Origin of the sequence: Flavobacterium sp. Leaf359 (assembly GCF_001423985.1) — a bacterium.
Classification (GTDB): domain Bacteria; phylum Bacteroidota; class Bacteroidia; order Flavobacteriales; family Flavobacteriaceae; genus Flavobacterium; species Flavobacterium lindanitolerans.
Genome location: NZ_LMPW01000001.1, coordinates 54,370 through 79,983, shown reverse-complemented (window position 1 = coordinate 79,983; position 25,614 = coordinate 54,370). Strand labels below are relative to the sequence as shown.

The window sequence follows — 25,614 nt, the reverse complement described above, 5'->3', positions numbered from 1 at the left end:
ATAAAAAAAGCTCCTGATATCAGGAGCTTTCCGGGCACGTTTATTGCAGACCAGGCAAAGAGTCTTAGGCTTTCGCCTTAGGCGCTTCTTCTTTTTTTACTTTAGCCACTTCAGCCTTTTTGGTTTTTCCTTCGGCTTTCTTCATTTCTTTGTTTGTTGCTTTTGCTTCAACTTTTGCTTCTGCTTTTGCAGGTGCTTTTTGTTGTGCATTTACCATAGCGCTGGTTCCTAGAACTAATACGGCTAACATCATTAATTTTTTCATGATTTCTATTTTTTTAATTAAACAAGAATTGTGTTTGTTTCTTAATTACAGGTCAAAGTTAGATTCGTTAAATGAAGATAAGATGAAGATTTTATCGTTAGCGATTAATTTAACATTTTATTTTTTCACTTCCTGAAAAATCAGTCTGAAAGTTGTTCCCACATTCAGTTCTGAACTTACCTTTATTGCTATTTTATGCAGATTGGCAATGCTTGAAACGATTGACAGCCCAAGCCCCTGCCCATCATCTTCCAGATTTATTTTCATAAACCGATTAAAAATCTGTGACAATTGTGTTTCGGTCATTCCTTTACCCGTATCTGAAATGGAAATACTGTAAAGCCCTTCTTCAAAAGAATCTGAAACCGAAACACTACCGCCGTTGGGCGTAAACTTGATGGCATTGAAAACAATATTATAAATCAATATGTGCATCAGCGTTTTATTCCCTTCAAAAACAAAATGTTCTTTTACTGTATTACTCACCCGAAGCTGCTTCATTTCAATACGGTCTTCAAGGTCTGCCAACAGTTCAGAAATCAAACTCTGGAAATCGATAGGTTCAAAATTGGAATACTGGTGATTTTCTATTCTTGAAATGAGCAAAAGATTATTAATAATACGTTTCAACGTGTCCAGATTCCGGAGTGAAACAACAATCTTATCGACACCTTCATCATTGATAGATTCGTTGTTGAGCAGGTTTTCCAGCCTGTTCTGCAAAACCGAAACGGGCGTCAGCAATTCGTGGGAAACGTTGGCAATAAACTGCTTTTCCTTTTTAAATTGTTCCTGTATGCGGTCCATCATCTGGTTCAATCCATCATCCAGAACAATAAAATCAGATGTAGTCGTATGCACTTTAGAATGGTCAAACAATTCCGGTTCATTAATAAGGTTAATCTTTGTGTCAATTATTTTCTGGAAAGGCTTTAGCAGATAATCAATAAATACGGATTGGGCAAAATGAGACACAATGAGCGTTGCCGTAAGCAACAATAAAATAACCAGATGAAACTTATCCAACAATTCGTTTACCTCACTAAGCCGCTCTCCTATTTCAAGCACATAGTGGGTGTTTTTATAAGTGAAATGATGGTAAAGTACCCGGTATTCATTCGATTCATTTTCTACAATCCGGGTTTCGTCAACAAAATAATCTTTTGAGCGCACCGCGTTGTTGGAACGGTATAACTGGAGAAATTCGCTGTGAAGATTGGAGAAACTAACATACAGCTCCGTACTGTCATTCCGTTCTATAAAAGCATTGATTTCGGAAGTATTAAGATTTTTGACAAACTTATCCCGTTTTTCAACCATCGAATTTTCAATGTTCTTATAGGCCACCTTTTTAATTACAAAAGACAGCGTAAACCACATGATGATTAATAGCAACAGGCGGATTACGGCACTGAATATCGAGATTTTATTTTTGAGCTTCATGTTTAGCTTATAATTCTATAGCCTACATTGCGTACGGTTTCAAACCATTCGATAGAAGCGTGTTTGTCGAGTTTCTTGCGCAGGTTCCGTACGTGTACATCTATAAAATTAGAATCGGAACTAACTTCCAGCACATCGCCCCATACATGTTCTGTAAGCTGCAGCCGCGTAATGACACGGTTTTTATTCAGTACCAGATATTGAAAAATATCAAATTCTTTTTTTGTCAGTGCCACGGCATTTTCCTGATAACTTACCTTATAATCCTGCAGCCTGATTTTGAATCCGTGGATATCGAGTTCATTAACCGTAAATCCGTGGATTCTACGAATTACGGCATACAATCGGGCACCCAATTCCGTCAGGGCAAAAGGTTTGGTCAGGTAATCGTCTGCGCCCAAATCAAGACCGTTAATCTTGTCGTCAAGCTCGCCACGGGCTGTAATTACAATAACTGCCATTTTTGATTTGGCTTTCCGTACACTTTTCAGCACGTCAAACCCGCTACCGTCAGGCAGTCCCAAATCAAGCAACAGTGCATCATATTGGTTTACCGAAACCTCTTCCAGAGCTTCTTCGCAAGTAGCCACCCATTTGCAGACATAACCACTCTTGTCAAGATAGTCAATTAACTCTACTGCTAATTCTTTGGTATCTTCTACAATCAGGACATTCATAATTTACTTTATAATCATTTTGCAGACTGTTCTAAATACCCTTAGCGGTCTTTCTCCACCATTTGCAGAAAATCGCCTGCATCACTAAAAACGGCATCATAAAATTTTGAGTCGCTGGTAAGTCCCACTTCATAAGTATAGTAATTCGGTGTTTTTCGTATTCTTGCGGCTTCAACAATTTTATAGGTCGGATAATTTTTTTTAAGGTAAGACTGGATAGTTTGTGGCAACTTGTTCGGTTTGACCGCATGCTCCAACACCTGTAGTTCGCCTCTCAGATTATAATAGGCTGAAACCCTGGTGCCCTGAACGGTAAAATCTGCTACATACAATTCTTCATTGCCATCATCACCGTCAAACTCGCTCCTCCATACGGCATTTGTTTTAGGGAATTCCTTTTCAAAAGCAAAACGTGCTTCGTCAGGCGGTGAATAAGGTTGTTTTTTGTCGGTTTGTCCATAAAAACTGGCCGTAATGAGCAATAAGGTTGCTAAAAAAGTATTTTTCATAATGCATAGGTTTTAAATTATACAAAAGAGACTCCATAACGAATTTACCATTTTTTATCTGATTTTTGGTTTTGTATGGTAAGAATCATAAACAAATATAGCTTGTAAAAATGAAGAGAAAATGAAGATAATTTTGGATTTGTGATTTATGAATGCTGACTTAGGATTTTGGATTTTTGATTTTAGCCACAGATTTTAATGATTACACAGATTTAAGGTATTTATATAATCTCTCTGTAAAAGAAAAACATTTACCCATTACCAATCAACTAAAAACTATCGCCTATCAACTATACATTATCAACTATAATAACTCAATTGGCCGCATTAAAAAAATTGTAAATTAGCCACATACAAACCAAACCGTTGGCAACTATTTTTAACAAAATACATATTCAAAAAATATTCGGCAGACAGAATAAAGAAACTGTTCATAACATAATGTAAGTAAAAAAACTGACAGTGAACCGTTTGTGTAAAATTCAACTGCAGGATTCTATTAAAAAAGAACGAATGAAACCAACCTTTAGATGTGGGACAAGAAAAGCGATTGATGAGTTATCAGAAGAACTAAATATTCCGCATAATTCTTATATGCAGGACTGGTCTTATACAGAAGGAAATCCTGATGACATTGAAAAGTACATTTCACATTACTACCTGACAACAGACGATGACAAGAAATTTGTTTTAATGGAAATTATAATTCAGGCAACAGAAGACCAAAATACTGAGGAACTTTTTATAAAGTATTGCGAAACAATTAAACCAATTTTAGAAGCCAACTTCAAGCTTCACGAATTTACTATTCATTACTGGGCTTGCTTTGACAACGAAAATATTGATGACTGTTGGAAAATCGCAACTCTAATGCGACAATTATGGACAGACAAATCCAAACTAAAATTACTTTTTGTTTGCACGGTAAACAGAATGAGAAGTGCAACTGCACACAAAATATATGAAGACGATAAACGTTTTTGGGTAAAATCAGCAGGCACAGACAAATCAGCAAATACTGTAATTTCCAATGAAATATTAAGTTGGGCAGACAGTATTATTGTTATGGAAAAACATCATAGAAATTTCATAAGACAAAAGTTTCCCGAAATTTATAAAAATAAAAAAATTGTATGTTTATACATTCCGGACGACTACGATTATATGCAGGCAGAACTAATTGACATACTAAAGAATAAAGTGGAAGATGTTTACAGACGAAGACTTATTTGATATAAAAAACAACGAACCGTTAATAAAGATTTTACGTTACTTTAGTAATGAAATTTGCTTTACACCCGAAATTCTCCATTTTTAAAATTTCCACACACAACAAAATGAAGCCAGAAAAGAGATATGAAATATTAAATTCATTGCCTGCAAACGGACCAATGTATGTGTCGGTGACTGACAACGGAGAACCTTTCTATTCAGAAGGATTTCCTGTTCGTTTTTACAAGGCAGACGGAACGGAATGGCTGGCAAACTTTCAACCGGGTTGGACAGACCTGAAACAAGTAATAGAGTTTGAGCATACTCAAAACTTATTGGTTATAGCTAGTGGAACTTGTTATCTGATGAACCCGGAAGAAATAAAACCTATTAAAGTATTTGGGGTTAGTTATTCAGCCATTTTTCAAGCCAGCAAAGGAAGACTTGTCTTAAAAGACCAGACCCAACTGACAATCATTGAGCCGGATGGAACACATTGGAATACTGAAAGAATTTCGTGGGACGAATTAGCTGAAATTAATATTGAAAATAATTTGGTATCCGGACTTGCATACCATCCTATGCACGATACTGACGAATGGGTTGCATTTAAGTATGACCTTGATACAAAAACTTTGACAGGAGGAAGCTATCATTCATTTGAGAACAAAAAGCTTTGGTAAAAGTATGGTAACCCAAAAAACGACTGCATATTAATTTGTGATTTTAGATTTTTGATTTAGGATTTTTGATTTTAGCCACAGATTTTAATGATTACACAGATTTAAGGTATTTATATAATCTTTCTTAAAAAAAAATTGTGTAACCTTCACAAATCAACTAAAAACTATCCACTATACTCTATCAACTATCCACGACCCGATAATAGTAAAACGGCTACCCAACAAAATGGTTGCCTCTTACCTCAATATTTCGCAGGAAACCTTGAGCCGACTGAAATCAAAAGTGTAACTACCAAACACTACTCATGATTGATTTTTGATTTGGGATTTTTGATTTTAGATTTCTATATCTAATCTCTAATTTCTACCATCTGCAATCTGATTTCTGATTTATAAAGTCCGTTTAAGCCTCTTTTTTCTCATCCCGCAATGCATCTATACTGTATGGGCCGGCACCAAAATAGGCTAACATAAGTGCCGCTCCAATAATCGACATATTTTTCATAAATGTCATCAAAACCAACTGGTGCAACATAGGGTCACTGACAGTCCAGAAATCGTGCATGATAAAAGTAACCGGAATCAAAAAGATAATAATCAGCCAGGCACCCCATTTGGCCATAAAACCAAATAAAATACTAAGTCCTGCCGCCATTTCCAGTACGCCAACAAGTGGAATCAGTATATACGACAGCGGAATTCCTTTAGCGGCTGCCTCATACACAAACGTATCTGAAAATTTAGCAACAGAAGAATACATAAAGATGATGCTGAAAAGAAACCTACCAATTAAAGGGATATATTTCATGATATTTAAAATTTAATGAGCTGTAAATAGCTGTATTAAATTTACGGCTAAGTCAACAATAACACTTCGTGCCATTCCGTCCGAAATTGGTCTGAAACCCGCCTTTTCCTACAACAGTCTAATACTGAGTTGACCGCAAAAAAGAACTCTCACATAAAATGACTAACTTTACGACACTAAAGACGATTGATTTGGAAAAAACTGGCATCCGAAAGCTCTCAATCAGCGATATTCTGGAAATATTGGGTGATGTGCCGCAATCTGAAGGGCTCCATGTTTATATGGGAAAAGGTGCCATTACAACCATTCCGTTTCCTTATCCGTATCGCTCTGATAATTTTTCGGTGATGCTCATCCTTTCCGGAACGATGAAACTCCAACTGGACCTTATCTCCCATACTGCCAATCCAAATGACCTGATTATTATTTCGCCAAGAACCATCAACCATATCCTTGAAATTGGTGGGAATCTTGAACTGATTGCCGTTAGCTTTACGTTAGATTTTGCCCGCCAATCCAACCGGAATAAAAATGAAATCGATGCCTTTGAGTTCTTTGCTTCAAAAGCCATCCCTAAGCTTACCTTTAGTGAGGAGGAATGCCGGAATTTTATTTTTCTGGCCCGTTTACTTATGCAGGAAAACATTGAAAAGAACCATGAGCCCTATAGCGATGAAGTGCTTCACCATACCTTTAGCCTGCTCATGTATATAGTGGCTTCACGCTATAAAAAAGAAAACTCCGGACTAAAACCGGAGCTGTCCCGTCAGGAAGAACTTACCTTAAAATTTCTCAAATTGCTTGACACCCATTTCAAACAGCAGCGCAGCGTGCAGTTCTATGCCGATTCGCTGTGTGTTACAAGCGGACATCTTACCAAAATTCTAAAAGAAGTTTCCGGAAAAACAGCCGGAGAACTGATAGAAGAAGCCCTCCTTTTGGAAGCCCGCATACTGCTGTCTGACCCTATGCTGACCATTGCCCAAATTGCAGACGAACTCCGGTTTAGCGACCAGTCTTCCTTTGGAAAATCTTTTAAGAAAAACATAGGGCTTTCACCCACAGAATACCGTAGAAAAAACAGACGGTAGAGGCTTTGCAACTTTACAACTTTACAACTTTGTGACTTTACAACTTTGCAACTTTACGACTTTACGACTTTGCGACTTTACAACTTTATATAAAAGTAATTCGCCCCTTTTGTCATTTGGTACAAACTTCCTGACAGTGATTAAATATTTATATCTTTGAAATCCTTATTATTATCAAAAAACTGCCATGCGCTACAACCGGCTGCTTCTATTTTTGCTTTTATTTTTGCTATGCTTAAACGGCATGGCGCAGCCTTCTTCACAAAATACATTAATCCAGAAAGGTTGGGATGCGCTTGTAAAGGACCATGACGACGAAGCTTTCCGGTATTTTTTCCTATCCTATGAAAAAGCAAAAAAAGACAGGAATGAAACAGATATGGCAGAATCACTGCTCTATCTCGGCATCTGCTCTTTTGGTTCCAGCTATGAAAAAGGACTTGACTACGCTTTCCAGTCGCTCAATATTTACAACCGGTTGGAAAAAACCAATCCCGATGTGGGACAAATTGGCCGCAGCAAATGCCTGCAGCTTATCAGCACCATTTATTCACGACAGAAAAAATATGCACAGGCCAAACCCATCAGCCGTGAAGTAATCAGCATTCTGGAAAGCCGTGAAGACAAAAGCGGTACTCTGGGTCTTGCCTATTCCAGTCTGGGTTCTTTATACGAACAGCAACAGCTCAAAGATTCAGCCTATTATTTTTACAAGCTGGCCTTAAAAGACTTTGAAAAATCAGACAATCAGGCTTATTTGCCCAATGCCTATATCAACATAGGCGAAAGCGAAATGGGACGCCACAACGACCAAAATGGTCTGGACTACTTTCAAAAAGCACTGGAGATAGCCAATACCACAGAAAATAAACAGGCTCAGGCTTCAGCACTTCTGGCCATTGGCAGATGGCACCTGAATCACAAACACAAAACAGAAGCTTTGTTTTATTTCCAAAAGGCACATGTGATATCGGAAGCACTTTCCGACAAGCTTTTTGAAATCATGACCGTCGAAGCACTCATCGAGCTAAACGAAAAGGAAAAAAATTACTTCGAAATGTCCAGGCTTCAAAAACGCCTTATTTTCCTGAAAGACCAACTCCATTCCTTAGAAAGGGAAAAAATAGTCAAGAGCCTTGAAATGCAATTTGAAGTGGCTGAAAAAAACAGAAAACTTGCCCTGGTTTCAAAGGAAAAAGAAGTGGCAAGGCTTACCAATTATTTGTTGGCCATTTGCATTATTGTACTCCTGACAGCATTAGTAACAGGATATTTATACCTTAAAAGCAGAAACAAGCGCGACAGGAATCTGCTCAAAACCAAAGAAGCTCTTCTGGAAGCCAAAGAAAAACAGCGCGAACTGGAAGAGATACGTTTCCAGAACGACCTGGACCATAAAGAAAGCCAATTGAGCGCCATCACCCTACAAATGCTGCAAAAGAACGAATTGTTAAGCGATATCAAATCGGCTATAGAACAGCAGCCTCAATCCGAACAGCAACTCATCAAGATGGTCAACCGCCATTTTGAGCAAAACAACAATTGGGATGATTTCAACCTCTATTTTGAAAGTATCAATAAAAACTTCTACACCCGCCTCAAACAACTGTATCCGGAAATCAGCGCCAACGATTTGAAAATATGTGCGCTTATCAAGCTGAATCTTTCCATCAAAGAAATGGCTTCCATACTGAATATTTCTCCGGACAGTGTCAAAACTGCCCGTTACCGACTGCGTAAAAAATTACAGCTTGCGGCAGACGAAAACCTTACCAACTTTATACTTTCGGTCTAAAACAAGACTCTTGTCTACTAACTTTCTACCATAATACCAGGGCTTGTCTACCTTTTGTCTACCTGATTTTTTCGGGGCTTAGCAACGTATCCGTTAATTTTGGATAAAAGTTTTTAGTTGTTTAAGAAACTCCCGGGAATAGATTCCGTGTTTCCAAAAATCTTCTTCCGGGAACTTAAAAAAACAAAAAATAGCCCAATCATGAATAGAAAAAAATGTATATGGTTTATAGGTATAATCCTGCTGATTATCTGCGGAGCTTATCTCTATAACGGTGTCCTGTATAAAGAAGCCCGTAACATTGCGGAAGAAAAGCCGGCATTCCGGCTTTCTTCTTTGCAATTGCTCAGTAACTACAAAGCAAATATGTCCGTATCGGATTCAAGCTACCTGAACAAAACACTTGAAATCAGCGGAAAAGTGACCCAGATTTCCGATTCATTACTAACCCTTGATTCCGGCATATCCTGCAGTTTTGCCAAAAACTTAGCTCCGGATATTCACGGCAAGGAAATAACCCTGAAAGGAAGATGTATTGGTTTTGATGAACTGATGGAAGAAGTAAAACTAGACCAATGTATCCTAATACAGTAATAGTATCCATGAGAAATATAATCTTAACCTTGGCCTGTTTGTTATTGCTTGGCGGTTCTGCCTGTGCCCAGGAAGACCTGCTGTCGCAACTGGATTCAACCCAGGTACAGGATACTTATGCCACAGCCGCATTTAAAGGATTGCAGGTCATTACGTTGCAATCGACCAAAATGCCCGCTAAGAAAGAATTTTATTTTGTCGTATCACACCGGTTTGGAACCGTAAAAGGTGGTATTTCTGAGTTTTTCGGGTTTGATGATGCCACAACCAAAATTGGCGGTATTTACGGACTAACAGACTGGCTTGCCGTTAGCGGTTCAAGACATACGCTTTCAAAAGTATATGAAACATCCGTAAAATATAGATTGGCCAGACAAAGTGACCTGTTTCCGTTTGAAATTGTGGGTTATAATACGCTGGACATCAACAGCCTGCTAAAAAAGGACGATTACCCCAAAATTGAATTTTCAGACAGGCTGACTTATATCACCCAGCTGATTGTGTCCCGAAAAATATCGGAAAGGCTCTCTCTGGAACTCGTACCGTCATACATACACAAAAACCTGTACAATCCTGAAATAGAAAACGATAACCAATTTGCTTTGGGCTATGGCGGCAGGATGAAAATTAGTAAAAGGCTCTCTGTTAATCTGGAATATGCTTATAATTTTAACAAGCCTGATTTTTACAAAAACCCGCTTTCTGTTGGACTTGATGTAGAAACCGGAGGTCATATCTTCCAATTACTTTTTACCAATTCTCAATCGATGACAGAAAGCGGTTATTTAACGAGTGCTACCGGAGATTGGGGCAAAGGCGATTTTTTCTTCGGATTTAATCTATACCGTGTTTTTTAATTGAACAGACATGAAAAAGATATATTTATTATTGGCCCTGACGCTGTTTTTTGCTTGTGATTCCAATACTTATGAAGATTTGGAAAAACCAACTACTGTTGACGGACCGGTCACTTATCAGAATACCGTTAAAGCGATTGTAGACGCCAATTGTATACGATGCCATTCGCCCGGAGGTGTTTCCTCTTTCCGCCCGCTCACAACCTATCAGGAAGTCAAGGATGCAGTGCAGAATACCAACCTGCTGGACAGGATACAAAGACAGAACGGAGAAACAGGACAGATGCCGCAAACCGGAAGAATGCCACAAGATAAAATCAACCTGATTCTGCAATGGAGAGCCGACGGCCTACCGGAAAACTAAACTGAAAAATATGAAAATACTAAAAAACAAATTACCGATACTGCTATTGTTTCTGTTAGGAACCTTTTCTGCCAAGGCGCAGAAATATGTCACCAAAAACGGAAACGTAAAATTTGAAGCTTCCGTTCCTTCATTTGAAGAGGTTGCGGCAGAAAGCAAAAGCACCTCTGCCGTTTTAGAAACTTCTACAGGAGACTTTGCCGCACTGACACTAATGAAAGGATTTCGTTTTAAAGTAGCCCTGATGGAGGAACATTTTAATGAAAATTATGTGGAATCTGACAAATATCCTAAAGCAACGTTTAAAGGCAAAATAGAAGAATTTGATGCCTCACAGATTACTACCACAGAAAAGACAGTGACCATTTCAGGCGACCTTACCCTACACGGAAAAACCAAAAGGGTATCAAGCACGGCAAAAATCTCAAAATCCGGAACGGGTTTTAAAATAACCGGCAACTTTATCGTAAAGCCGGAAGATTTTGGGATTGAAATTCCAAAAATTGTCAGCAAAAAAGTAGCCGATAAGGTTACTGTAGATTATAATTTCTTACTCAATAAGCAATAAAAATGAAAAAACTTTTAGCACTCCTGTTTCTCGTTACTGTTTCTGCCATTGCGCAAAACAAGGGCCCAAAAGATGTTTTCGATACTGCCCGATATGGCACTGTTGAAGAAATAAAGGCATTGGCTGCCAAAAATCCGGATACCATCAATAAAGTCAATGCGATGGGATTTACGCCATTGATTCTTGCCTGTTACAGGGGCAACCTGACCGTGGCAGAATACCTGACCGAAAACGTAAACAATATTAATTACAGCAGTTCCAGCGGTACAGCACTGGCCGCGGTTGCCGTAAAAGGAAATATCAAACTGGCAGAAGCCCTGCTGAAAAAAAAGGCCGACCCGAATATTGCCGATGCAGCCGGAATGACACCGCTGCTTTATGCTATACAATTCAAGAATAAGGAACTTATTGAATTGTTACTGCGTTACAAGGCAGATAAGACACAAAAAGACAAACAGGGCAAGGCGCCTTTTGAATATGCCGTAGATACCAGAAATCAAGAAATCATTAACCTATTTAAAAACTAAGAAAATATGAAAAAAACACTACTCACAGTAACTCTTGGACTTTTAGCGCTTGTGGCGCAAGCCCAGACAAAAACCACCGGAACGGTAAACCTGCTTGCCGGAATGACGGCAAAACTGGACCTGAACAGCACTAACTCTACTGCTACCCTAACGCTAACCGGACCATCAGACCGCTGGTTTGCGCTGCAATTCGGTTCATTTAGTAACGGACAAGGAATGGAAGCCGGACAAGATGTGGTATACTATAACGGAACCACGTTGATAGATGCTGTACATAATGGTATTGGTACGCCACCAACTGCTGACACGAATAATTGGACAGTAACGTCAAACACGGTTGCTTCCGGAACCAGAACTATAGTAGCTACGAGAGCTTTTGACACGGCCAGTTCTAGCGATTATACTTTTGTATATGCTAATACTTCTATTGATTTTGCTTTTTCAAGAATGAGCTCTGCCAGTTTTTCTTTAGCATATCACGGAGCCAACAGAGGCTACCAGATTGATGTTCCTTTGGCTCCTGCTTTGGGTGTTGACGATATAGAAGCTGCAAAAAAGTTTGCTATTTATCCGAATCCTTCCAGCAGTCAGTTTTCAATAAGAACAGATGAAGATATTAAGTCTGTTGTGATTTATGATGCAACCGGAAAACTAGCAGCCCGCTTTTCCAACCACAAAGAAATGCTTGACATCTCTTCATTGCAATCCGGATTGTATTTTGTAGAAATTGAAACAACTAATAATGAAACTTCTATTGAAAAACTTATGAAAAAGTAAAATTGCTGTTTGCTTGGTTTCATTAGGTGAAAGGGCAGTCGTAAGGCTGCTCTTTTTTATTTAAGATTTAAGATTTAAGATTTTTGATTTTTGATTTGGGGTTTGGATTTATGATTTGGGATTTTGGCCACGTTTAAAGACTCACAAATCCAGGAAGTTTACTTTCTCCTTAGCTCCCGGAATCTTAACCCTTCTCACTTTCAACTTTCAACTTTCAACTTTCAACTTTCAACTTTCAACTTTCAACTTTCCACTTTCCACTTTCCACTTTCCACTATCAACTATCAACTACCACCTTTCCTTATTTTTTCATCAAAAACTTTGCAACAGCATGATAAGCCGGAATAGAATAAGCATCATTGGCGCTATTTGCGGCAACCGGATGAGAAGCAAAACGCACAATAACCATATCTGCCTTTGGGTCAACATAAATCACCTGGCCATGTACACCCCGGGCGCAGAACGCACCATGTTCGTTATGCGTAATCCACCACATATTTTTGTAGCTCCATCCTTTCAGTAGCGGATAACCCGCTTTGGCAAAGGCATTTTTGTTGCCTCCCTTTTTGATATCTTCAATGGCTACTTTCGGGATAATCTGATATCCGTTTGCAAAACCGTTATCCAGAATGAGTTGGCCAAAACGCGCCATATCTCTTAATCCCAGATTAAAGCCTCCACCGGCAAAAGGCGTTCCTGTAGCATCAACAGACAGGTAGGCGTCCTGCTCAACACCCAGTCGTTTCCATATCCTTTCAGACAATACCGTTGCCACATCTTTCTTTGTGGCGCGGGCAATAATCCAGCCCAGTACATCAGAATTTACCGTCTTATAGCCAAAAGCCTTGCCATGCGTACCTTTTTTCTTAACCAATGGCAGGTATTCATAATAGCTTTTTGGTCCTTTATAATCCTTTGGTTTGGGCAGCGGATTTCCCGCAGCCGAAAACTGCCATATCTCCGCATTCGGGTCTGCATAATCTTCACTAAACTGTAGGGCAGTTGTCATATCCATAACCTGCCGAACCGTGGCATCTCCAAACGCTGATTTTTTAAGTTCCGGAATATAGTCGGTCACTTTTTTCCTTTCATCAATAATTCCTTCTTTTGCGAGCAGTATGCCCAGAGTCCCCGTAAACGATTTTGTTACAGACATAGCGGCATGCTGTCCTTCAGGTGTCAGGGCTCCAAAATATTTTTCGTATACTATTTTTCCGTGATGCAATATGATAACCCCATCTGCATAGGTCTTTTGCAGGCTCTCTTCCCAGGTCATCGGTTCTTTTTCTCCCAATGGAATAAAAGTGACGCCTCCAATATCTTCGCGAAGTGCTTCCTGTAGCGGATTTGAAGGCCCTAAACCACGGGAAACATTAGTTGTAGGCATAAATTGTCGCATATGTGCCACACTCCACCGCAAGCCCGGAAATTCAAAGAAACTGCCATCTTCAAAACGCAGTATGCGATTTTCCGGCGGCGGCGAACCAACCATCCATCCCATTTTTACAGGGTCACTTTCTGCAGCAGTCGGGTAAACGGTTTTTTCCTGTGCTTTGGAGGAAGTACCATACAGCAGGCAGGAACAAAAAAATAATCGGGAATAAAAATAAAGCTGTTTCATCGGTAAAGATTTAGGTTGGTTGATTAAGCTAAAGGAAAAATTACAGTGAAGACGTTTATAAATCACTGTAATTCAACCTAAAGTTACAATATATATTCTAAAACGGTCGAATATTTTTAAGGATTTTCTGTATAAAAAATACACCTTCCCATCTGCTTCTTTATCTTAATGTAAATTGTATTTCGAAAAAAACTGTTATTTTTTAGTTGTTTTCTTTTAGAAATATAAGATAAAATTTGCATTTTTGTCTTAGGCATGTTGTGTTATGCCACTTCCCCCGCCAGATTAAATAACGATGTATCTTTTAGATGCAACTATCATAATACCTACGACCCATGAAAGTATTCCGATTGGCCTTTTTATTTTTGTTGATTTCCAACAGTTCTTTGTTTGCTCAGGTTCCCGTAACCGACCTTGATTTTGCCATACTCCGTTGTGAGAAGGCTTTTGAATCCGGAACAGAAGAGGATATCAAAACCAATTTTCCATTACCGGAACAGCAGGAATTGCTGCTTAGCCTTGACAAAAGCAAAACGAAAATTGTACGCAAGGCAGGTCCGTCAAAAATACTTGAAAGCGATAAGAAAAGTGCATTGGTATTGCTAACGGGTACTTTACTTTTTGGCAATTCAGGAAACGAAACCCTTTACTCAGGACACTACTCCGGCATATACCGTTTTAAATACAGTGGCGGAAAATGGACCATTGCAGAAAAACTGCCAATTGACCGCAAGAATCTCCTGATGGGACATATCATAAACGCTACTATTGACCCTGGCAGCAGCAGTTTGACTGTGAGCGACAGCATGAAAATCCTGACTCAGGAATCTTACGGATTTACGGTAGTGTTGAACCATAAAGCTAAAATAACAGCGTTACAGGTGGATGGTAAGGATGCCGATTATGTATTTAACGGTGGTATTCTTTGGGTGCGTACCAAAACCAATGCCGAGCAGCAGTTGGCACTTTCCTATACGCTTGTGGTTGACAAGTCTGAGAAGGATAAAAATTCCGGTTATTTTGATGATACTTACGGACATGTGAGAAACCAGTTTTTCTGGCATCCGTTTTTTAGTTTTTCAAGTCCAAACGACCGCGCTAATTTTTCGGTTCGTGTAACCATCCCATCAGCATACCAACTGGCTACCAGCCTGCCACAGGAAGAAACCGTTTCAGAAAACCAGAGAATTGTTAAGGCGCAGTCTGCCGGTCCAACATTTGCATTGGGGCTATACTATGACAAGAAATGGAAAACATATCGTTATAAAAAGAATGATTACCAGTTGGAAGTTTTCTGTGATGCGGATTTCAAACCCAATCCGGATATACTCCATAAGAATTTCCTGGAAGCCTATGATTTGCTGGCTGAAAAATTCGGAAGTCCGAGAGGACAATATCTTGCCATTGTACAGGACCGCTCGAATGCCTCAAATGGCTGGCTTAACCGAAGCAATGATATGATTGTAGCTGCCAAACAGGGTAGTGATTTTTTAAGAGACAAACCCTCACCCCGCGCTCCGTTTGCTCATGAGGTAGCCCATGCATGGACCACGCCTATTGGTCCTGCTACCAATTTCCTTTCGGAAGGTTGGGCGTCTTATGCAGAACGTTATTTTCTTGAAAAGCAATATGGAGAAGCTATTTTTAAAGACTACCTTACAAGCTATAAGAATATTTATTTCTCGGAAGGTTTTGATACCAAAGTTTCTTTATGGGACGATGTTTCCAATGATGGTGTTTCCTATTACAAAGGTGTTTGGGTGTTTTATATGCTTGAACAATTGCTGGGGAAAGAGGATTTTGAAAATGGACTGAAAGCTTTTATGCAATCCGGAGAGCCTATGACGATACCGTTTTTTATGGATAAGCTTACTAAAACGACCGGTAAAAAAGTACAGCCTTTTTTAGAGCCGTGGCTTAAAAGCAAGCAGGTTCCTCATGTGCGTGCTGTTTTGAAAGATAATGCCCTTGTGATTAGCCAGGAAGGTGATGTATTGCCTTTTTTACTGGAAGTAGAATTTACTTTGGGCGATGGTACAAAAACGTTGAGTTCTTTCCCTATCAAGGATAAGCAGCATCGTTTCAAGCTTTCCGGTGCTAAGTTTGCCGGTGCTAAAGCGATAAAATTAGACCCAAGCGGCAAACTGCTAATCAAAATTCTGGAATAGCTGTCTTATCGTTCATAACCGCAGCGCGTCTTCCCTGCTTTTCGGGCTTCCCTGAGGGTTATCTTCTCTATTTTGTAGGTGCAGTTCTGCAAACCTTCACAGCTTTCCGTATAGTGAAATCGTTTTCCGTTCGGGCTGTTGCAGATGTATACTTCTTTCCTTTTTGAGGTTGATGCCTGAATAAACAGGATGCTTAACAATACCAATAGAGATGATTTCATTTTACTGTTTTATTGGAGGACAAGACAGTAAAAATAAATAATTTTATTTATTATAAATATTTTTGTTTGTTAAAATATTAAAATGATGAGTCATTAAGAAAAAAAAGGGCCTGGGTCAAGAGCTGTTTAAACCTTAGTGCCTTTTCTCCTTAGAAACTTTTTACCTTATCAACTTATTTCCCTTGAAAATGATTTCTAATTAAAGGAATTTGTACCAACATTGCTAATAGTAAGGCTACTGCTGCATACATAGTTGTTTTAGAAGAATCCAACTGGTTTGCCATGTTTTGGAGTTTGTTAGCGTAGGCCATGTCAAAATCAATATTGAATATTTGTTGCTGTGAGCCATCTGTGAAATAAGCATAACCAAACAATCCAATAATAATGGTAATCAATACAATCCAAAAAGTTTTTGGCAGTAAGGGCTTATAGGCTGGAATGGTCTTTTCCGGAGCCATAGCAACCTGTGCCATCACACGGGATGTAAAATCAAAGGATGGCGTTTCCAGCGGCAGGCTTTTCATTGCCTTGTCTGCCAGTTTTTCCAATTCGTTATTTTCGTTCTCTTTCATATTCGCTAATAATTTCAGGTTCGAGTCTGGCTCTTACTATTTCGCCTAGCTTCTTCCTGCAACGGAAGAGTTTTATTTTTACATTATTCGCTTTAATGCCTATTATCTTGGCTATTTCTTCAAGCGATTGTTCTTCAAAATAATACAGGGTCAGCAAAAAGGCATCTTCGCCCGGTAATTGCTGCAAACACTCCTGTATAGCACGGTGGCGTTCTTCCCCGTCCATGGCATCCAGTACATTTTCTGCTGCTGCCAGTTGGCGTGAGCCATAATTATCTATATCAACTGTTAAAGGTACCGTTTTATGTTTCTTAATCCTATCCAGACAGGTATTATAGGCTACCCTATAAATCCATGTTGAAAATTTTGATTCCCCTTTAAATTTTTCCATTGACCGGAATACTTTTACAAAAGTGTCCTGCGCTGCTTCTTCAGCCTCTTCGGTATTTTTAATCATCCGTAGGGCTAAGGTATATACCAGGGTTTTATAGCGTTCCACCAAATGCGTAAATGCCTGGGTGTCGCCTTTCATAATCCGGTCAATATAAAACTGGTCGTTAGGTAGTGCCATATGGATGTAAGACGATACAAACTGCTGATGGGTTACAGCTAAAATAAAATTTTTATTGGTTAGTGGAAAATTTGTTGTGAAGTTTGGTGCTAAGGTACTAAGGTACTAAGGTACTAAGGTACTAAGGTACTAAGGTGCTAAGGTGCTAAGGTGCTAAGGTGCTAAGGTAGAAAGTTTAGGTAAGTATAATTGGGCATAATAATATTTTTTTTCAAAAAGTTGTAACCTAAATCCGAAAGCTGTCGTCATAAGGTACAGATACAATCAATAACATTTAAAAATCATCAATCATGGAACGAATTATTATACCTGTTTGCTTATTTGCTACAATTTTTGGAGTTTTCTATATCTATTTGAGTACCCGCAACCGCGAACGTCTTGCTCTGATAGAAAAGGGCGCTGATGCCAGCCTTTTTAAGAGCAGTCCGCAAAATGTACCGGTTTGGAAATTGCTACTTCTGAATCTTTCACTGTTACTTATAGGCATAGGAATCGGGCTTCTTATTATTTCTATTCTACATGCATACACTTTGCTTGACAGCGAGGCTGCCAATACAGCTATAGTGTTTATCATGGCCGGAATAAGCCTGTTCACAGGTTTTACACTTTCCAAAAAATTGGAAAAATAATTTTTAGGTTTGATTATATTAAAAAACGCAGGAATATCCTGCGTTTTTTTGGTTGATTGATTGGCTGGTTGGTTAACTAAAAGGTTTTTCTTTTGCAATTTTCAACTCTGAAAGAAATAGTTTCATTCAGCGAAAACCATCTTATTTTTATAACTAAAGAAATATCGTATACAATTATCCAAACCTACTAATAACTATTTTAGTTTTATTACGGATTTCCATAAAGTAGAGAAAAAAAGTCAAAAAGTCGAAAGTTGGAAAGTTGGAAAGCTGGAAAGCTGGAAAGCTGGAAAGTTTTTGAAAATAAAAAAACGCAGGATATTCCTGCGTTTTTTTATTTTCTTCAATAGGCAATTAATCCTTTTTCAGGAATTTTCCATCTTTTGTAAATTCCAAATCAATGCCATTGGTCAGGTCTACATCTACATCTTTATGGCCATAATCAATATGGGTGATTTTTTCGTTTGGATAATTCGCTGCTACATAATCCCTGATTGATGCAGGAATAAAGGCTGTGGGTATCGGATTTTTGCCTCCATCGACTTCACGATAGGAACCGTCTTTCCAGAATTCTACTTCTGTACCGTCCTGCAACTTGACTTCATAGCCTTTTTCACCATGTTCTGCATCTTTTTTGGCTTTTTCAATGCCTGTATGACTAAAATGTTCCTTAAGAAATTCCTGTGCCGGTTTTGGCAATTCATTTGTGGCTATTTTCTTTTGGGCCAATGCCGGTATTGCCAATCCAAGCAATAGTACGGCTAAAGCAATTTTTGTTTTCATAATTCATTTTTTTAGGTTGTGTTCTTACTAAGTTAACATAACTTCAATGGCTTTCCTATTTTTTTAAGAAAGGTTTAGTTTTTTGTTAGGAATTTACAAAACAAGATCATCAAAAACACAATTACCTAAATATCAATTAGTTAAAATACAGCTTTTCAATCTCAAAGCAGGTTCACCTTTATAAAGATGAACCTTTTTGCCTTCAGGAATCCTAATTTTGGGTCAAAAAAAACAATTGCTATGAAAAAATGTTACTTACTGCTGACCCTGATGGGCTGGCAAGCGAACTCGTATTCGCAAACGTTAAACCAATCGGCCAACTGGCCCAATCCGGCCTGGACAATTACCGGGAATTACAATGAGGATTCCGAAGCTTTTGAATCTGACCCCAGAACTGCATCGAGCTTTGGTTATAATGACCGTTTTTCCGGTAATCCGCATGAGGACAATATTGCGGCCGAATCGCCTGTAATTAATCTGAGTGCTGCTTTTGCAAACGGCGAAACCTTATTGGAGCTTACAATGCCCTATGGCTATCGTTATAAAGCCAATGATGCCTTACGACTGGAATATTGGGATGCTGCCGTTTCTGCCTGGATTCCGTGGGGCGAAAATATTCCCGGCAATGCAAATACGTCTTTTGCTGTCAGCAATTTTTGTTCGCTTCCTAAAACCCTTTATATTTCGGAAATGCTGAACATTTCGGGTTTTACAACGGCACAGCTCACAGGATTCCGTTATCGGTTGTTTTATGATGATGACCCGGCCGGAGCTGCCTGGAACTATGGTTTTTGCTTTGACTCGCCAACATTACGTTCGTGGTCGTGTGCGGCTCCAACCCGGCTTACCGCTACCGGAGTAGGTTCCAGCCCGATAACGTGGGACAATGTTCCGGGCATTGCAGGCTATGAATATGTTTTGAATACGACAAGTGCCGACCCGACAGGTGCGGGAACGCCTACGTTGTCGAATATTTTTTTGCCTTCCAATTTGTCTTTACCGCCAAGCACCAAGCATTTTTTCCATGTTAGGAGCGTCTGCACGGCCTCACAAAGTCCGTGGCGAACCGTTTCGTTTACGACCAGTCCTGTCAATGACAATTGTACGGCAGCGATTGCCCTGACGGTCAACCCGACGGCCGTTTGTACGGTAAAAACAGCCGGCACACTTGAATCGGCTACAGATTCTGACGAACCTCATGTGGGTTCAGGTCGTCCTGATGATGATGTGTGGTATACGTTTGTTGCCACGGCAACTTCGCACCGCATCGAATTGACGAATATTACCGGAAACGGCTCGGAAATAATCGTGCATGAAGTCCTGGAAGGTACCTGTGGCGGCGGACTGATTAGCGTGCACCTCAGTGACCCTGACCTCAACCCTACTTCGAGTACTCCGCGTGCGCTGACTATAGGCAATACTTACTATATCCGCGTATTTACGTATGCATCTGATGCCAACACCCAAACTGATTTTGACATCTGTATTACTACTCCACCGCCACCTCCTGCCAATGACAACTGTTCCGGTGCCTATACGCTTACTGTTAATCCAACTGCTACCTGTACGGCTGTTACGGCCGGAAGTCTTGTTTCGGCTACAGATTCCAATGAAGGAAATCCTGAAATTGGAACACCAAACGATGATGTGTGGTTTAAGTTTACTGCTACACAAACAGCGCATCGTGTTACTTTACGCAACGTAAGCGGCATGCCAAGAGATTTGGTAGTAGAAATTTTGCAAGGCAATTGCGGCAACCTGACAAGTATGAAAATCAGCACTTCTTATGCCAATACCGTTTTCGGCCTCACGATTGGCAATACCTATTATGTAAGGGTGTTTAGCGAATCGCCTGATACCGGTGCTACTACCACATTTAATGTTTGCCTGAGCATTCCTCCTACAGGCGCCATTTGTGAAAAACCAATTGTAGTTTCGGGATTGCCTTATACCACTACTGATAATACTATCAATTATGGCGATGATTATGATTTTCCACAAGGAGGAGAATCGGGCTGCGAAGGAACCAACAACCATTATCTGGGTGGCGATGAAACCGTTTATGCCTATACGCCTGCTGCGAATCAGACCATCAATATCCGGATTCCTGGCGCTCCGGGCTGGACGGCTATTTTAGTTTATACGGATTGTAATGCTATTGGTACCGGGGCCATAGCCTGTGCCAACGGGGATTTTGAAATTGGTGACAGGGAAATTAATGAACTTGCCGTGACAGCGGGAACTACCTATTATATCTTACTGTCAACACAACCGGCACCCCAGAGTTTTGCCTATACGCTGAATATTACGGAAGAATCGTTGGGAACGAAACCTTTTGACGATAGCAGCTTTAGGGCATATCCTAATCCTGTAAAAAACATACTGAATCTTTCGTATAAAGAAGAAATGACAGCTATCAAAGCATTTAATATTTTAGGTCAGCAGGTGCTTTCTAAAAACATCAATGCAACCGAAAGCGAGGTTGATATGTCTGCCTTGCACAGTGGTACTTATCTGGTAAAGGCCTATGCCGGCGAAGAAGTCAGGACATTCAAGGTAATCAAGCAATAACAATCCCGAAAAAACATAAAAAAGCCGCCCAACGGGGCGGCTTTCTGTATTTAGGAATGTATCAGGATTATTTTTCAGGATTAAGAACTCCTATGAAGCTGTTCTTTCCGTCAAAGAATTTGTTGGCTGCCGCCTTCATATCCTGAACTGTAATCTTATTAAGTTCTTTTTCAAAATTCAGGAATCGCTCAACGCTATCTCCTGAGAATTGAAGCTGTTGCAATTTGCCAATCCAATACTGGTTTGTTTTGATTTCTTCTCTTCTTCTTTCGATAATAGCAATTTTTACTTTTTCTAAATCTTTCTGTTCCGGACCATCCTTTTTAAGCTTGGCAATTTCTGCTTCTGTCTGTTTCAGGATTGGTTCAACACTTTCCGGTCCGGTTGGCAATTGTGTCTGGATGCTATAGTTGGAATAAGGCTCTTTGTCCATCGAACCCTGGAAACCACCGCTGTAGATTGAACCCATTTCTTCACGAAGCTTTTCGATAACGCGAATAGTAAGAATGTCTCCAATCATGTTGGCTTTCAGCGCCATGTCTTCACTATATGGCATTTCTCCAAAATATTGCGCCACCACAAGACTCTGAGGTTCTGTTCCTTTATTGAACATGAATTTGTTGTTTCCTGGTTTTAATCTCAGGCCATTATCCACAAATTTAGGCTCTTTTCCGCTTGTTGGCAGGGAAGCCAAATACTGCTCCAATAAAGGTTTTAATGTATTTTCATCTATATTTCCTACGAAGAAGAAGTGGTAACCGTCTGCTTTTCCAAATTCATTCTTGTAGATTTCAACAGCACGTTGCGGGTTTATGGACTTGATTTGCGCCTCTGTTGGAATTACCATTGGTCGAAGCGGATTGTTGTTGTACATTACATTTACAAGCGTATCCACAAAAGCTGCCTGTGGATTGGATTTGATAAACTTAAGCTGCATCTGCATCTTGCTAACATATCCGTTAAACAGACTTGGGTCAAGACGAGGCTCTGTCAGTTCCAGATAGTTCAATTGTAAAAGACTTTCGATATTCTTGATATCAGACCTTCCTCCTATTTCATTGGTAGTTTCACCCATAGATTGCCTTACAGAAATATTCTTTCCTGTCAATGATTTGTTCAGGTCTGTTGGCGTGAACTTGCCATAACCCATAGTTTCAATTACAGAAGTCAGCATAGATACTGTTGCCTTATCTTCAACTCCATACGCATTTGTACCTCCTTTTTTAACACCTGTGAAAAGGATTTCATCGCTCTTGAATGTAGTTGGTTTTACGGTAACTTTAACTCCGTTACTCAAAGTGTAGGTAGTCGCTTCTAATTTGGCGTCTTTTTCCACTTTAGTAATTTTCCCTTTTGCAGGCATTTTATCCAAAAGAGTAGTGCTTATGGCAACTTCTGCTTTTTTCTCTGCTTTTTGGGTAAACGATTTTTGTATAGCTGCCAATAAAGTAGCGTCATTGTTTATAAGCGCATCTTTTGTTTCAGAACTTAGCACATAAGCAAAAAATTTCTCCTTGTCTTCTTTTGAAAACAGTTTTTTGAATGCAGCTGTTACTTCTTCAGGCGTAATGCCCGGAAGCAGGGTTTTGTATAGTTCCAGTTCTTTTTCGATACCAGGAGCCGCCTGACCTATGAAAAAGTTTTCTTCATATTCGCCTAAATAGGCTGCTGAATTAGTCGTATTGCGTTCGTTATACTGTTTTTCAGCATAGCTTAGCAAACTCTTTTTAACCAATTCCAACTCATCTTTCGTAAAACCGTATTCTTCAATGCTAAGCAATTCTTTTACCGCAGCATTAAGAGCCGTAGTCAAATCAGCCACCGGTATTACCGTTAAGCTTAATGCCTGATAGTTTCTGATGTAGGTTGAATTGCTTGTCTGTGCAGCTAAAAATGGAGGTGTTGCTTCTGAAGCAAGGTCACGGTAACGACGGTTGATAGCGCTAAAGGCTAATTGTTCAACCAATGTATTTCTGTAATCGCCTACAGTTTTGTCTGCTTCTGTTTTTCTTGGAGAGAAATTAAGCGACAATCTTGTTGTAGTCTGCTCAGGGTCTGTAAGGAACATAACTTCCTGTTTAGTATATGGACCTGCACCGTGTTCTACACGCTGTCTTGGGTTGCCTGGATTCACAAGCGAGCTGAAATATTTTTTCACCAAAGCTTCACCTTGTGCCGTAGTCACATCTCCCACTACTACTACAGCCATCAAATCCGGACGGTACCAGTCTTTGTAGAATCTTCTCAACACATCCGGCTTGAACGTTTTTAGTAATTCTTCTTTCCCTATTGGAAGTCTTTCGCTGTATTTAGAATTCAAAAGCGGCGGAAGGAATTTTTTTCTTAGTCTGCTAATCGCACCCAGATTTGCTCTTGCTTCTTCAAGTACAACCTTTCTTTCCTCGTCAATATCCTTGTCTGTCATCAAAGCACCCTGAGCCCAGTCTTGCAGGATTTGGAAAGCCGTTTCCAGATTTTTAGGATTGTCTGTAGGAATTGGCAGCATGTAAACCGTTGTATCAAATCCGGTTTCTGCATTCAGGTCGGCACCAAATTGTACACCCATTGACTGCAGATTATCCACCAGTTTGTTTTTTGGGAAGTTTTTGGTTCCGTTAAACAGCATGTGCTCTGTAAAGTGAGCCAATCCCTGTTGGTCATCGTCCTCCATAATAGAACCTGTATTTACAAGCAGACGAAGTTCTACCTTTTTCTCAGGCTTGCTGTTGGGACGGATGTAATATTTCATTCCGTTTTTCAAAACCCCTGTAGTTGTTTTGGGGTCTGTAACCAGCTTCTCGCTAAGATTCTGCGCGGTTGCGCTTTCTACAGCCATGAGGCAAACTGCCCCATAGAAACCAGCCGATAAGATGATTTTAAATAATTTGTTTGTCATTTTCGGTTATAGTTTTAAGCTTAATAGTTTACCAATAACATACCTCTATGCTATTACAATTACACATTTGTCATACATTATTATTTTTTGTTACAAATTTTATAATGTGTATTGTATCAAATTATTTTAAAAAATTGTTATGTCTTTTGTTTGTGGGGATTTTTGGGAAGAGAAAATTTATTGGTTATAAAAAAATATTTAGTTTATTTAGGAGCTTTAAAAAATTACGGCTCTGCGTTTCAGCGTGAAGATAGTTTCTCGCAAAGGCACAGAGCCGCAAAGACATAATTGAGCTGTTTTTAGTTTACCTCATTTTTTTAGAATTAAAGGAACCCTATTCGAAATAATTTGCTTATCATATAATTCATATCCCATTTGCTCTATGGAATCTTTGACAGTCTTAGGCAAGGTATTTTTAAAATATTCGTTAATGATAGAATATTTCATATAAACATAATATTGTTTATTTGGTGCCATCATGTCAGTTTTGTATCCATAATAGCAACTAGGTAGAAACTTTTGTTTTGGAAAAATCTTTATTTAGCTTTATTCAATAACCTTCATGGGTACTGTATTTTTGCTTTCTAAAATACCATGATAGACTTTTACATTATTGGCTTTTATCGTTTGTAGAATATCTTCCGGCAAATCTTCTTTATATTTAACTGAATCACCTGGTATAAAAAATTTAGAATAATATTCCATATTCCTTTTTAGATGCGCGTAGTTCATCCTAGTATCTTCATACCTCATGGAATCTGTTAAATTGACATATTGCTTAAAAAATAATTTTTCTTTTGGATGTATCAAAAAAAAATGCCTTTTATCTTTTGTTCCATAATAGCTTAATTTACCATCTTCTTTCAATCTTTCAGTATCTTTAATTAATCTTTTTGATTGTATAATATTACAACACGAATCACAAACAGATCGGTTGTAATGTTCAAAGGGCAATTTTTCTGTATAGCTTACTTCCTTATTGCTTCCTACTTCATTTAAAATTATATAAATTCCATTTTTATAAACTTTTTTTAATAATAAATCTCCGCCAAAACCTTGTTTAAAATAGTAAGTCCGATCTGAATTGTTCTTAATAGAATAGTTTATGACATTAACCGTATCTTTAGATTGGTCGTATGGAAAGGCAACCAAGGTATCATTTAAAACTTCCAACTCTAGGTCATCCCTTTTTTCATTTTTAGAAGAACAGGAAATTATGATTAAAACACAAAAAGCAATAAAACCCTTTTTCATATTATTGTTATTTTTTATAAGTTATTTTTGGTGTTAAATTTCGATAATCAATATATCTACTATAACCCTCAAAAAAAGAACCTGCTCCCATTTTTATTTGAAACCAATACGCATCACGTTCTTGATAATTTTCCACAAAAGCATAACCATATTTACCT

25 protein-coding genes and 1 pseudogene are annotated in these 25,614 nt (G+C 39.0%); 14 read left to right on the top strand and 12 right to left on the bottom strand.

What is annotated here, in order from left to right; genetic code table 11:
- Positions 1-64: 64 nt before the first annotated feature.
- The 4 genes from ASG38_RS00310 to ASG38_RS00295 form a co-directional block, all read right to left on the bottom strand.
- Entirely contained in the window at positions 65-265 is a 201-nt protein-coding gene (locus ASG38_RS00310; protein WP_056065495.1) for a hypothetical protein, read from the bottom strand.
- Between the two features lie 117 nt (positions 266-382).
- Positions 383-1,708, bottom strand: a complete 1,326-nt coding sequence (locus tag ASG38_RS00305; protein ID WP_082482113.1) for a HAMP domain-containing sensor histidine kinase — start codon at positions 1,706-1,708, stop codon at positions 383-385.
- 2 nt (positions 1,709-1,710) lie between these two features.
- A complete protein-coding gene (locus ASG38_RS00300; protein ID WP_056065491.1) occupies positions 1,711-2,385 on the bottom strand; it encodes a response regulator transcription factor in 675 nt (224 codons plus the stop codon).
- A 41-nt stretch (positions 2,386-2,426) separates the two neighbouring features.
- A complete protein-coding gene (locus ASG38_RS00295) occupies positions 2,427-2,894 on the bottom strand; it encodes a PepSY-like domain-containing protein (RefSeq protein ID WP_056065487.1) in 468 nt (155 codons plus the stop codon).
- A 513-nt stretch (positions 2,895-3,407) separates the two neighbouring features.
- On the opposite strand from ASG38_RS00295, the gene ASG38_RS00290 reads away from it, so the two are divergent.
- The 3 genes and pseudogenes from ASG38_RS00290 to ASG38_RS18170 form a co-directional block, all read left to right on the top strand.
- A complete protein-coding gene (locus ASG38_RS00290; protein WP_056065485.1) occupies positions 3,408-4,127 on the top strand; it encodes a low molecular weight protein tyrosine phosphatase family protein in 720 nt (239 codons plus the stop codon).
- 104 nt (positions 4,128-4,231) lie between these two features.
- A complete protein-coding gene (locus ASG38_RS00285) occupies positions 4,232-4,789 on the top strand; it encodes a hypothetical protein (protein WP_157485941.1) in 558 nt (185 codons plus the stop codon).
- 193 nt (positions 4,790-4,982) lie between these two features.
- Positions 4,983-5,078: pseudogene (locus tag ASG38_RS18170) on the top strand (Crp/Fnr family transcriptional regulator); the annotation flags it as partial.
- 114 nt (positions 5,079-5,192) lie between these two features.
- Here the strand turns inward: ASG38_RS18170 and ASG38_RS00280 are convergent.
- Positions 5,193-5,597, bottom strand: coding sequence for a DoxX family protein (locus ASG38_RS00280; RefSeq protein WP_082482112.1), 405 nt, complete (start codon positions 5,595-5,597; stop codon positions 5,193-5,195).
- A gap of 158 nt (positions 5,598-5,755) precedes the next feature.
- Between ASG38_RS00280 and ASG38_RS00275 the strand changes: the two genes are divergently transcribed.
- From ASG38_RS00275 to ASG38_RS00240, 8 genes are all read left to right on the top strand, one after another.
- Positions 5,756-6,688 (top strand): AraC family transcriptional regulator, encoded by a 933-nt coding sequence (locus ASG38_RS00275; protein WP_082482111.1) that lies wholly within the window; start codon positions 5,756-5,758, stop codon positions 6,686-6,688.
- Between the two features lie 244 nt (positions 6,689-6,932).
- Entirely contained in the window at positions 6,933-8,483 is a 1,551-nt protein-coding gene (locus tag ASG38_RS00270; protein ID WP_056065474.1) for a tetratricopeptide repeat protein, read from the top strand.
- 201 nt (positions 8,484-8,684) lie between these two features.
- The gene (locus tag ASG38_RS00265) at positions 8,685-9,077 is read left to right on the top strand and encodes a hypothetical protein (RefSeq protein ID WP_143395037.1); all 393 of its coding nucleotides are present in this window, start codon (positions 8,685-8,687) and stop codon (positions 9,075-9,077) included.
- Positions 9,078-9,085: 8 nt separating this feature from the next.
- Positions 9,086-9,934, top strand: coding sequence for a DUF5777 family beta-barrel protein (locus tag ASG38_RS00260; protein WP_056066691.1), 849 nt, complete (start codon positions 9,086-9,088; stop codon positions 9,932-9,934).
- 10 nt (positions 9,935-9,944) lie between these two features.
- Positions 9,945-10,298, top strand: a complete 354-nt coding sequence (locus tag ASG38_RS00255; protein WP_056065469.1) for a hypothetical protein — start codon at positions 9,945-9,947, stop codon at positions 10,296-10,298.
- A gap of 10 nt (positions 10,299-10,308) precedes the next feature.
- The gene (locus tag ASG38_RS00250) at positions 10,309-10,866 is read left to right on the top strand and encodes a YceI family protein (protein WP_056065466.1); all 558 of its coding nucleotides are present in this window, start codon (positions 10,309-10,311) and stop codon (positions 10,864-10,866) included.
- Between the two features lie 2 nt (positions 10,867-10,868).
- Positions 10,869-11,393 carry an ankyrin repeat domain-containing protein gene (locus ASG38_RS00245; protein ID WP_056065463.1) on the top strand — a complete coding sequence of 175 codons (525 nt, stop codon included), beginning with the start codon at positions 10,869-10,871 and terminating at the stop codon, positions 11,391-11,393.
- Between the two features lie 6 nt (positions 11,394-11,399).
- A complete protein-coding gene (locus ASG38_RS00240; protein WP_056065460.1) occupies positions 11,400-12,170 on the top strand; it encodes a T9SS type A sorting domain-containing protein in 771 nt (256 codons plus the stop codon).
- Between the two features lie 301 nt (positions 12,171-12,471).
- Here the strand turns inward: ASG38_RS00240 and ASG38_RS00235 are convergent, their stop codons facing one another.
- Entirely contained in the window at positions 12,472-13,791 is a 1,320-nt protein-coding gene (locus ASG38_RS00235; RefSeq protein WP_056065457.1) for a serine hydrolase, read from the bottom strand.
- A 335-nt stretch (positions 13,792-14,126) separates the two neighbouring features.
- Between ASG38_RS00235 and ASG38_RS00230 the strand changes: the two genes are divergently transcribed.
- Complete coding sequence (locus ASG38_RS00230) at positions 14,127-15,959, top strand: M1 family aminopeptidase (protein WP_056065454.1); 1,833 nt, start codon at positions 14,127-14,129, stop codon at positions 15,957-15,959.
- Positions 15,960-15,964: 5 nt separating this feature from the next.
- Here the strand turns inward: ASG38_RS00230 and ASG38_RS00225 are convergent, their stop codons facing one another.
- The 3 genes from ASG38_RS00225 to ASG38_RS00215 all read right to left on the bottom strand — a co-directional run bounded on the left by ASG38_RS00225 (position 15,965) and on the right by ASG38_RS00215 (position 17,323).
- The gene (locus tag ASG38_RS00225) at positions 15,965-16,180 is read right to left on the bottom strand and encodes a hypothetical protein (protein WP_056065451.1); all 216 of its coding nucleotides are present in this window, start codon (positions 16,178-16,180) and stop codon (positions 15,965-15,967) included.
- A gap of 173 nt (positions 16,181-16,353) precedes the next feature.
- Positions 16,354-16,752: a hypothetical protein gene (locus ASG38_RS00220; protein WP_056065449.1), complete on the bottom strand. Its 399-nt coding sequence runs from the start codon at positions 16,750-16,752 to the stop codon at positions 16,354-16,356.
- Positions 16,733-17,323, bottom strand: coding sequence for an RNA polymerase sigma factor (locus ASG38_RS00215; RefSeq protein WP_056065446.1), 591 nt, complete (start codon positions 17,321-17,323; stop codon positions 16,733-16,735). Before ASG38_RS00215 ends, ASG38_RS00220 begins: the two co-directional genes overlap by 20 nt.
- A 290-nt stretch (positions 17,324-17,613) precedes the next feature.
- On the opposite strand from ASG38_RS00215, the gene ASG38_RS00210 reads away from it, so the two are divergent.
- A complete protein-coding gene (locus ASG38_RS00210; RefSeq protein WP_056065442.1) occupies positions 17,614-17,952 on the top strand; it encodes a DUF6249 domain-containing protein in 339 nt (112 codons plus the stop codon).
- Between the two features lie 354 nt (positions 17,953-18,306).
- On the opposite strand, the gene ASG38_RS00200 is transcribed toward ASG38_RS00210, so the two are convergent.
- Positions 18,307-18,735 (bottom strand): PepSY-like domain-containing protein, encoded by a 429-nt coding sequence (locus ASG38_RS00200; RefSeq protein WP_056065437.1) that lies wholly within the window; start codon positions 18,733-18,735, stop codon positions 18,307-18,309.
- 240 nt (positions 18,736-18,975) lie between these two features.
- Between ASG38_RS00200 and ASG38_RS00195 the strand changes: the two genes are divergently transcribed.
- A complete protein-coding gene (locus ASG38_RS00195; protein ID WP_162239622.1) occupies positions 18,976-21,306 on the top strand; it encodes a T9SS type A sorting domain-containing protein in 2,331 nt (776 codons plus the stop codon).
- Between the two features lie 67 nt (positions 21,307-21,373).
- Here the strand turns inward: ASG38_RS00195 and ASG38_RS00190 are convergent, their stop codons facing one another.
- A complete protein-coding gene (locus tag ASG38_RS00190; RefSeq protein WP_082482110.1) occupies positions 21,374-24,202 on the bottom strand; it encodes a pitrilysin family protein in 2,829 nt (942 codons plus the stop codon).
- Positions 24,203-24,748: 546 nt separating this feature from the next.
- Positions 24,749-25,456 (bottom strand): hypothetical protein, encoded by a 708-nt coding sequence (locus ASG38_RS00185; protein WP_056065424.1) that lies wholly within the window; start codon positions 25,454-25,456, stop codon positions 24,749-24,751.
- Between the last annotated feature and the right edge of the window lie 158 nt (positions 25,457-25,614).

Excerpts from the sequence above, each read along its gene's own strand:
- ASG38_RS00295 (WP_056065487.1), bottom strand. The coding sequence starts at position 2,894 with ATGAAAAATACTTTTTTAGCAACCTTATTGCTCATTACGGCCAGTTTT.
- ASG38_RS00185 (WP_056065424.1), bottom strand. The coding sequence starts at position 25,456 with ATGAAAAAGGGTTTTATTGCTTTTTGTGTTTTAATCATAATTTCCTGT.
- ASG38_RS00245 (WP_056065463.1), top strand. The coding sequence starts at position 10,869 with ATGAAAAAACTTTTAGCACTCCTGTTTCTCGTTACTGTTTCTGCCATT.
- ASG38_RS00215 (WP_056065446.1), bottom strand. The coding sequence starts at position 17,323 with ATGGCACTACCTAACGACCAGTTTTATATTGACCGGATTATGAAAGGC.
- ASG38_RS00225 (WP_056065451.1), bottom strand. The coding sequence starts at position 16,180 with ATGAAATCATCTCTATTGGTATTGTTAAGCATCCTGTTTATTCAGGCA.
- ASG38_RS00255 (WP_056065469.1), top strand. The coding sequence starts at position 9,945 with ATGAAAAAGATATATTTATTATTGGCCCTGACGCTGTTTTTTGCTTGT.
- ASG38_RS00220 (WP_056065449.1), bottom strand. The coding sequence starts at position 16,752 with ATGAAAGAGAACGAAAATAACGAATTGGAAAAACTGGCAGACAAGGCA.
- ASG38_RS00280 (WP_082482112.1), bottom strand. The coding sequence starts at position 5,597 with ATGAAATATATCCCTTTAATTGGTAGGTTTCTTTTCAGCATCATCTTT.
- ASG38_RS00305 (WP_082482113.1), bottom strand. The coding sequence starts at position 1,708 with ATGAAGCTCAAAAATAAAATCTCGATATTCAGTGCCGTAATCCGCCTG.
- ASG38_RS00235 (WP_056065457.1), bottom strand. The coding sequence starts at position 13,791 with ATGAAACAGCTTTATTTTTATTCCCGATTATTTTTTTGTTCCTGCCTG.
- ASG38_RS00240 (WP_056065460.1), top strand. The coding sequence starts at position 11,400 with ATGAAAAAAACACTACTCACAGTAACTCTTGGACTTTTAGCGCTTGTG.
- ASG38_RS00290 (WP_056065485.1), top strand. The coding sequence starts at position 3,408 with ATGAAACCAACCTTTAGATGTGGGACAAGAAAAGCGATTGATGAGTTA.
- ASG38_RS00260 (WP_056066691.1), top strand. The coding sequence starts at position 9,086 with ATGAGAAATATAATCTTAACCTTGGCCTGTTTGTTATTGCTTGGCGGT.
- ASG38_RS00270 (WP_056065474.1), top strand. The coding sequence starts at position 6,933 with ATGGCGCAGCCTTCTTCACAAAATACATTAATCCAGAAAGGTTGGGAT.
- ASG38_RS00310 (WP_056065495.1), bottom strand. The coding sequence starts at position 265 with ATGAAAAAATTAATGATGTTAGCCGTATTAGTTCTAGGAACCAGCGCT.
- ASG38_RS00300 (WP_056065491.1), bottom strand. The coding sequence starts at position 2,385 with ATGAATGTCCTGATTGTAGAAGATACCAAAGAATTAGCAGTAGAGTTA.
- ASG38_RS00250 (WP_056065466.1), top strand. The coding sequence starts at position 10,309 with ATGAAAATACTAAAAAACAAATTACCGATACTGCTATTGTTTCTGTTA.
- ASG38_RS00265 (WP_143395037.1), top strand. The coding sequence starts at position 8,685 with ATGAATAGAAAAAAATGTATATGGTTTATAGGTATAATCCTGCTGATT.
- ASG38_RS00275 (WP_082482111.1), top strand. The coding sequence starts at position 5,756 with ATGACTAACTTTACGACACTAAAGACGATTGATTTGGAAAAAACTGGC.
- ASG38_RS00190 (WP_082482110.1), bottom strand. The coding sequence starts at position 24,202 with ATGACAAACAAATTATTTAAAATCATCTTATCGGCTGGTTTCTATGGG.
- ASG38_RS00285 (WP_157485941.1), top strand. The coding sequence starts at position 4,232 with ATGAAGCCAGAAAAGAGATATGAAATATTAAATTCATTGCCTGCAAAC.
- ASG38_RS00200 (WP_056065437.1), bottom strand. The coding sequence starts at position 18,735 with ATGAAAACAAAAATTGCTTTAGCCGTACTATTGCTTGGATTGGCAATA.
- ASG38_RS00195 (WP_162239622.1), top strand. The coding sequence starts at position 18,976 with ATGAAAAAATGTTACTTACTGCTGACCCTGATGGGCTGGCAAGCGAAC.
- ASG38_RS00210 (WP_056065442.1), top strand. The coding sequence starts at position 17,614 with ATGGAACGAATTATTATACCTGTTTGCTTATTTGCTACAATTTTTGGA.
- ASG38_RS00230 (WP_056065454.1), top strand. The coding sequence starts at position 14,127 with ATGAAAGTATTCCGATTGGCCTTTTTATTTTTGTTGATTTCCAACAGT.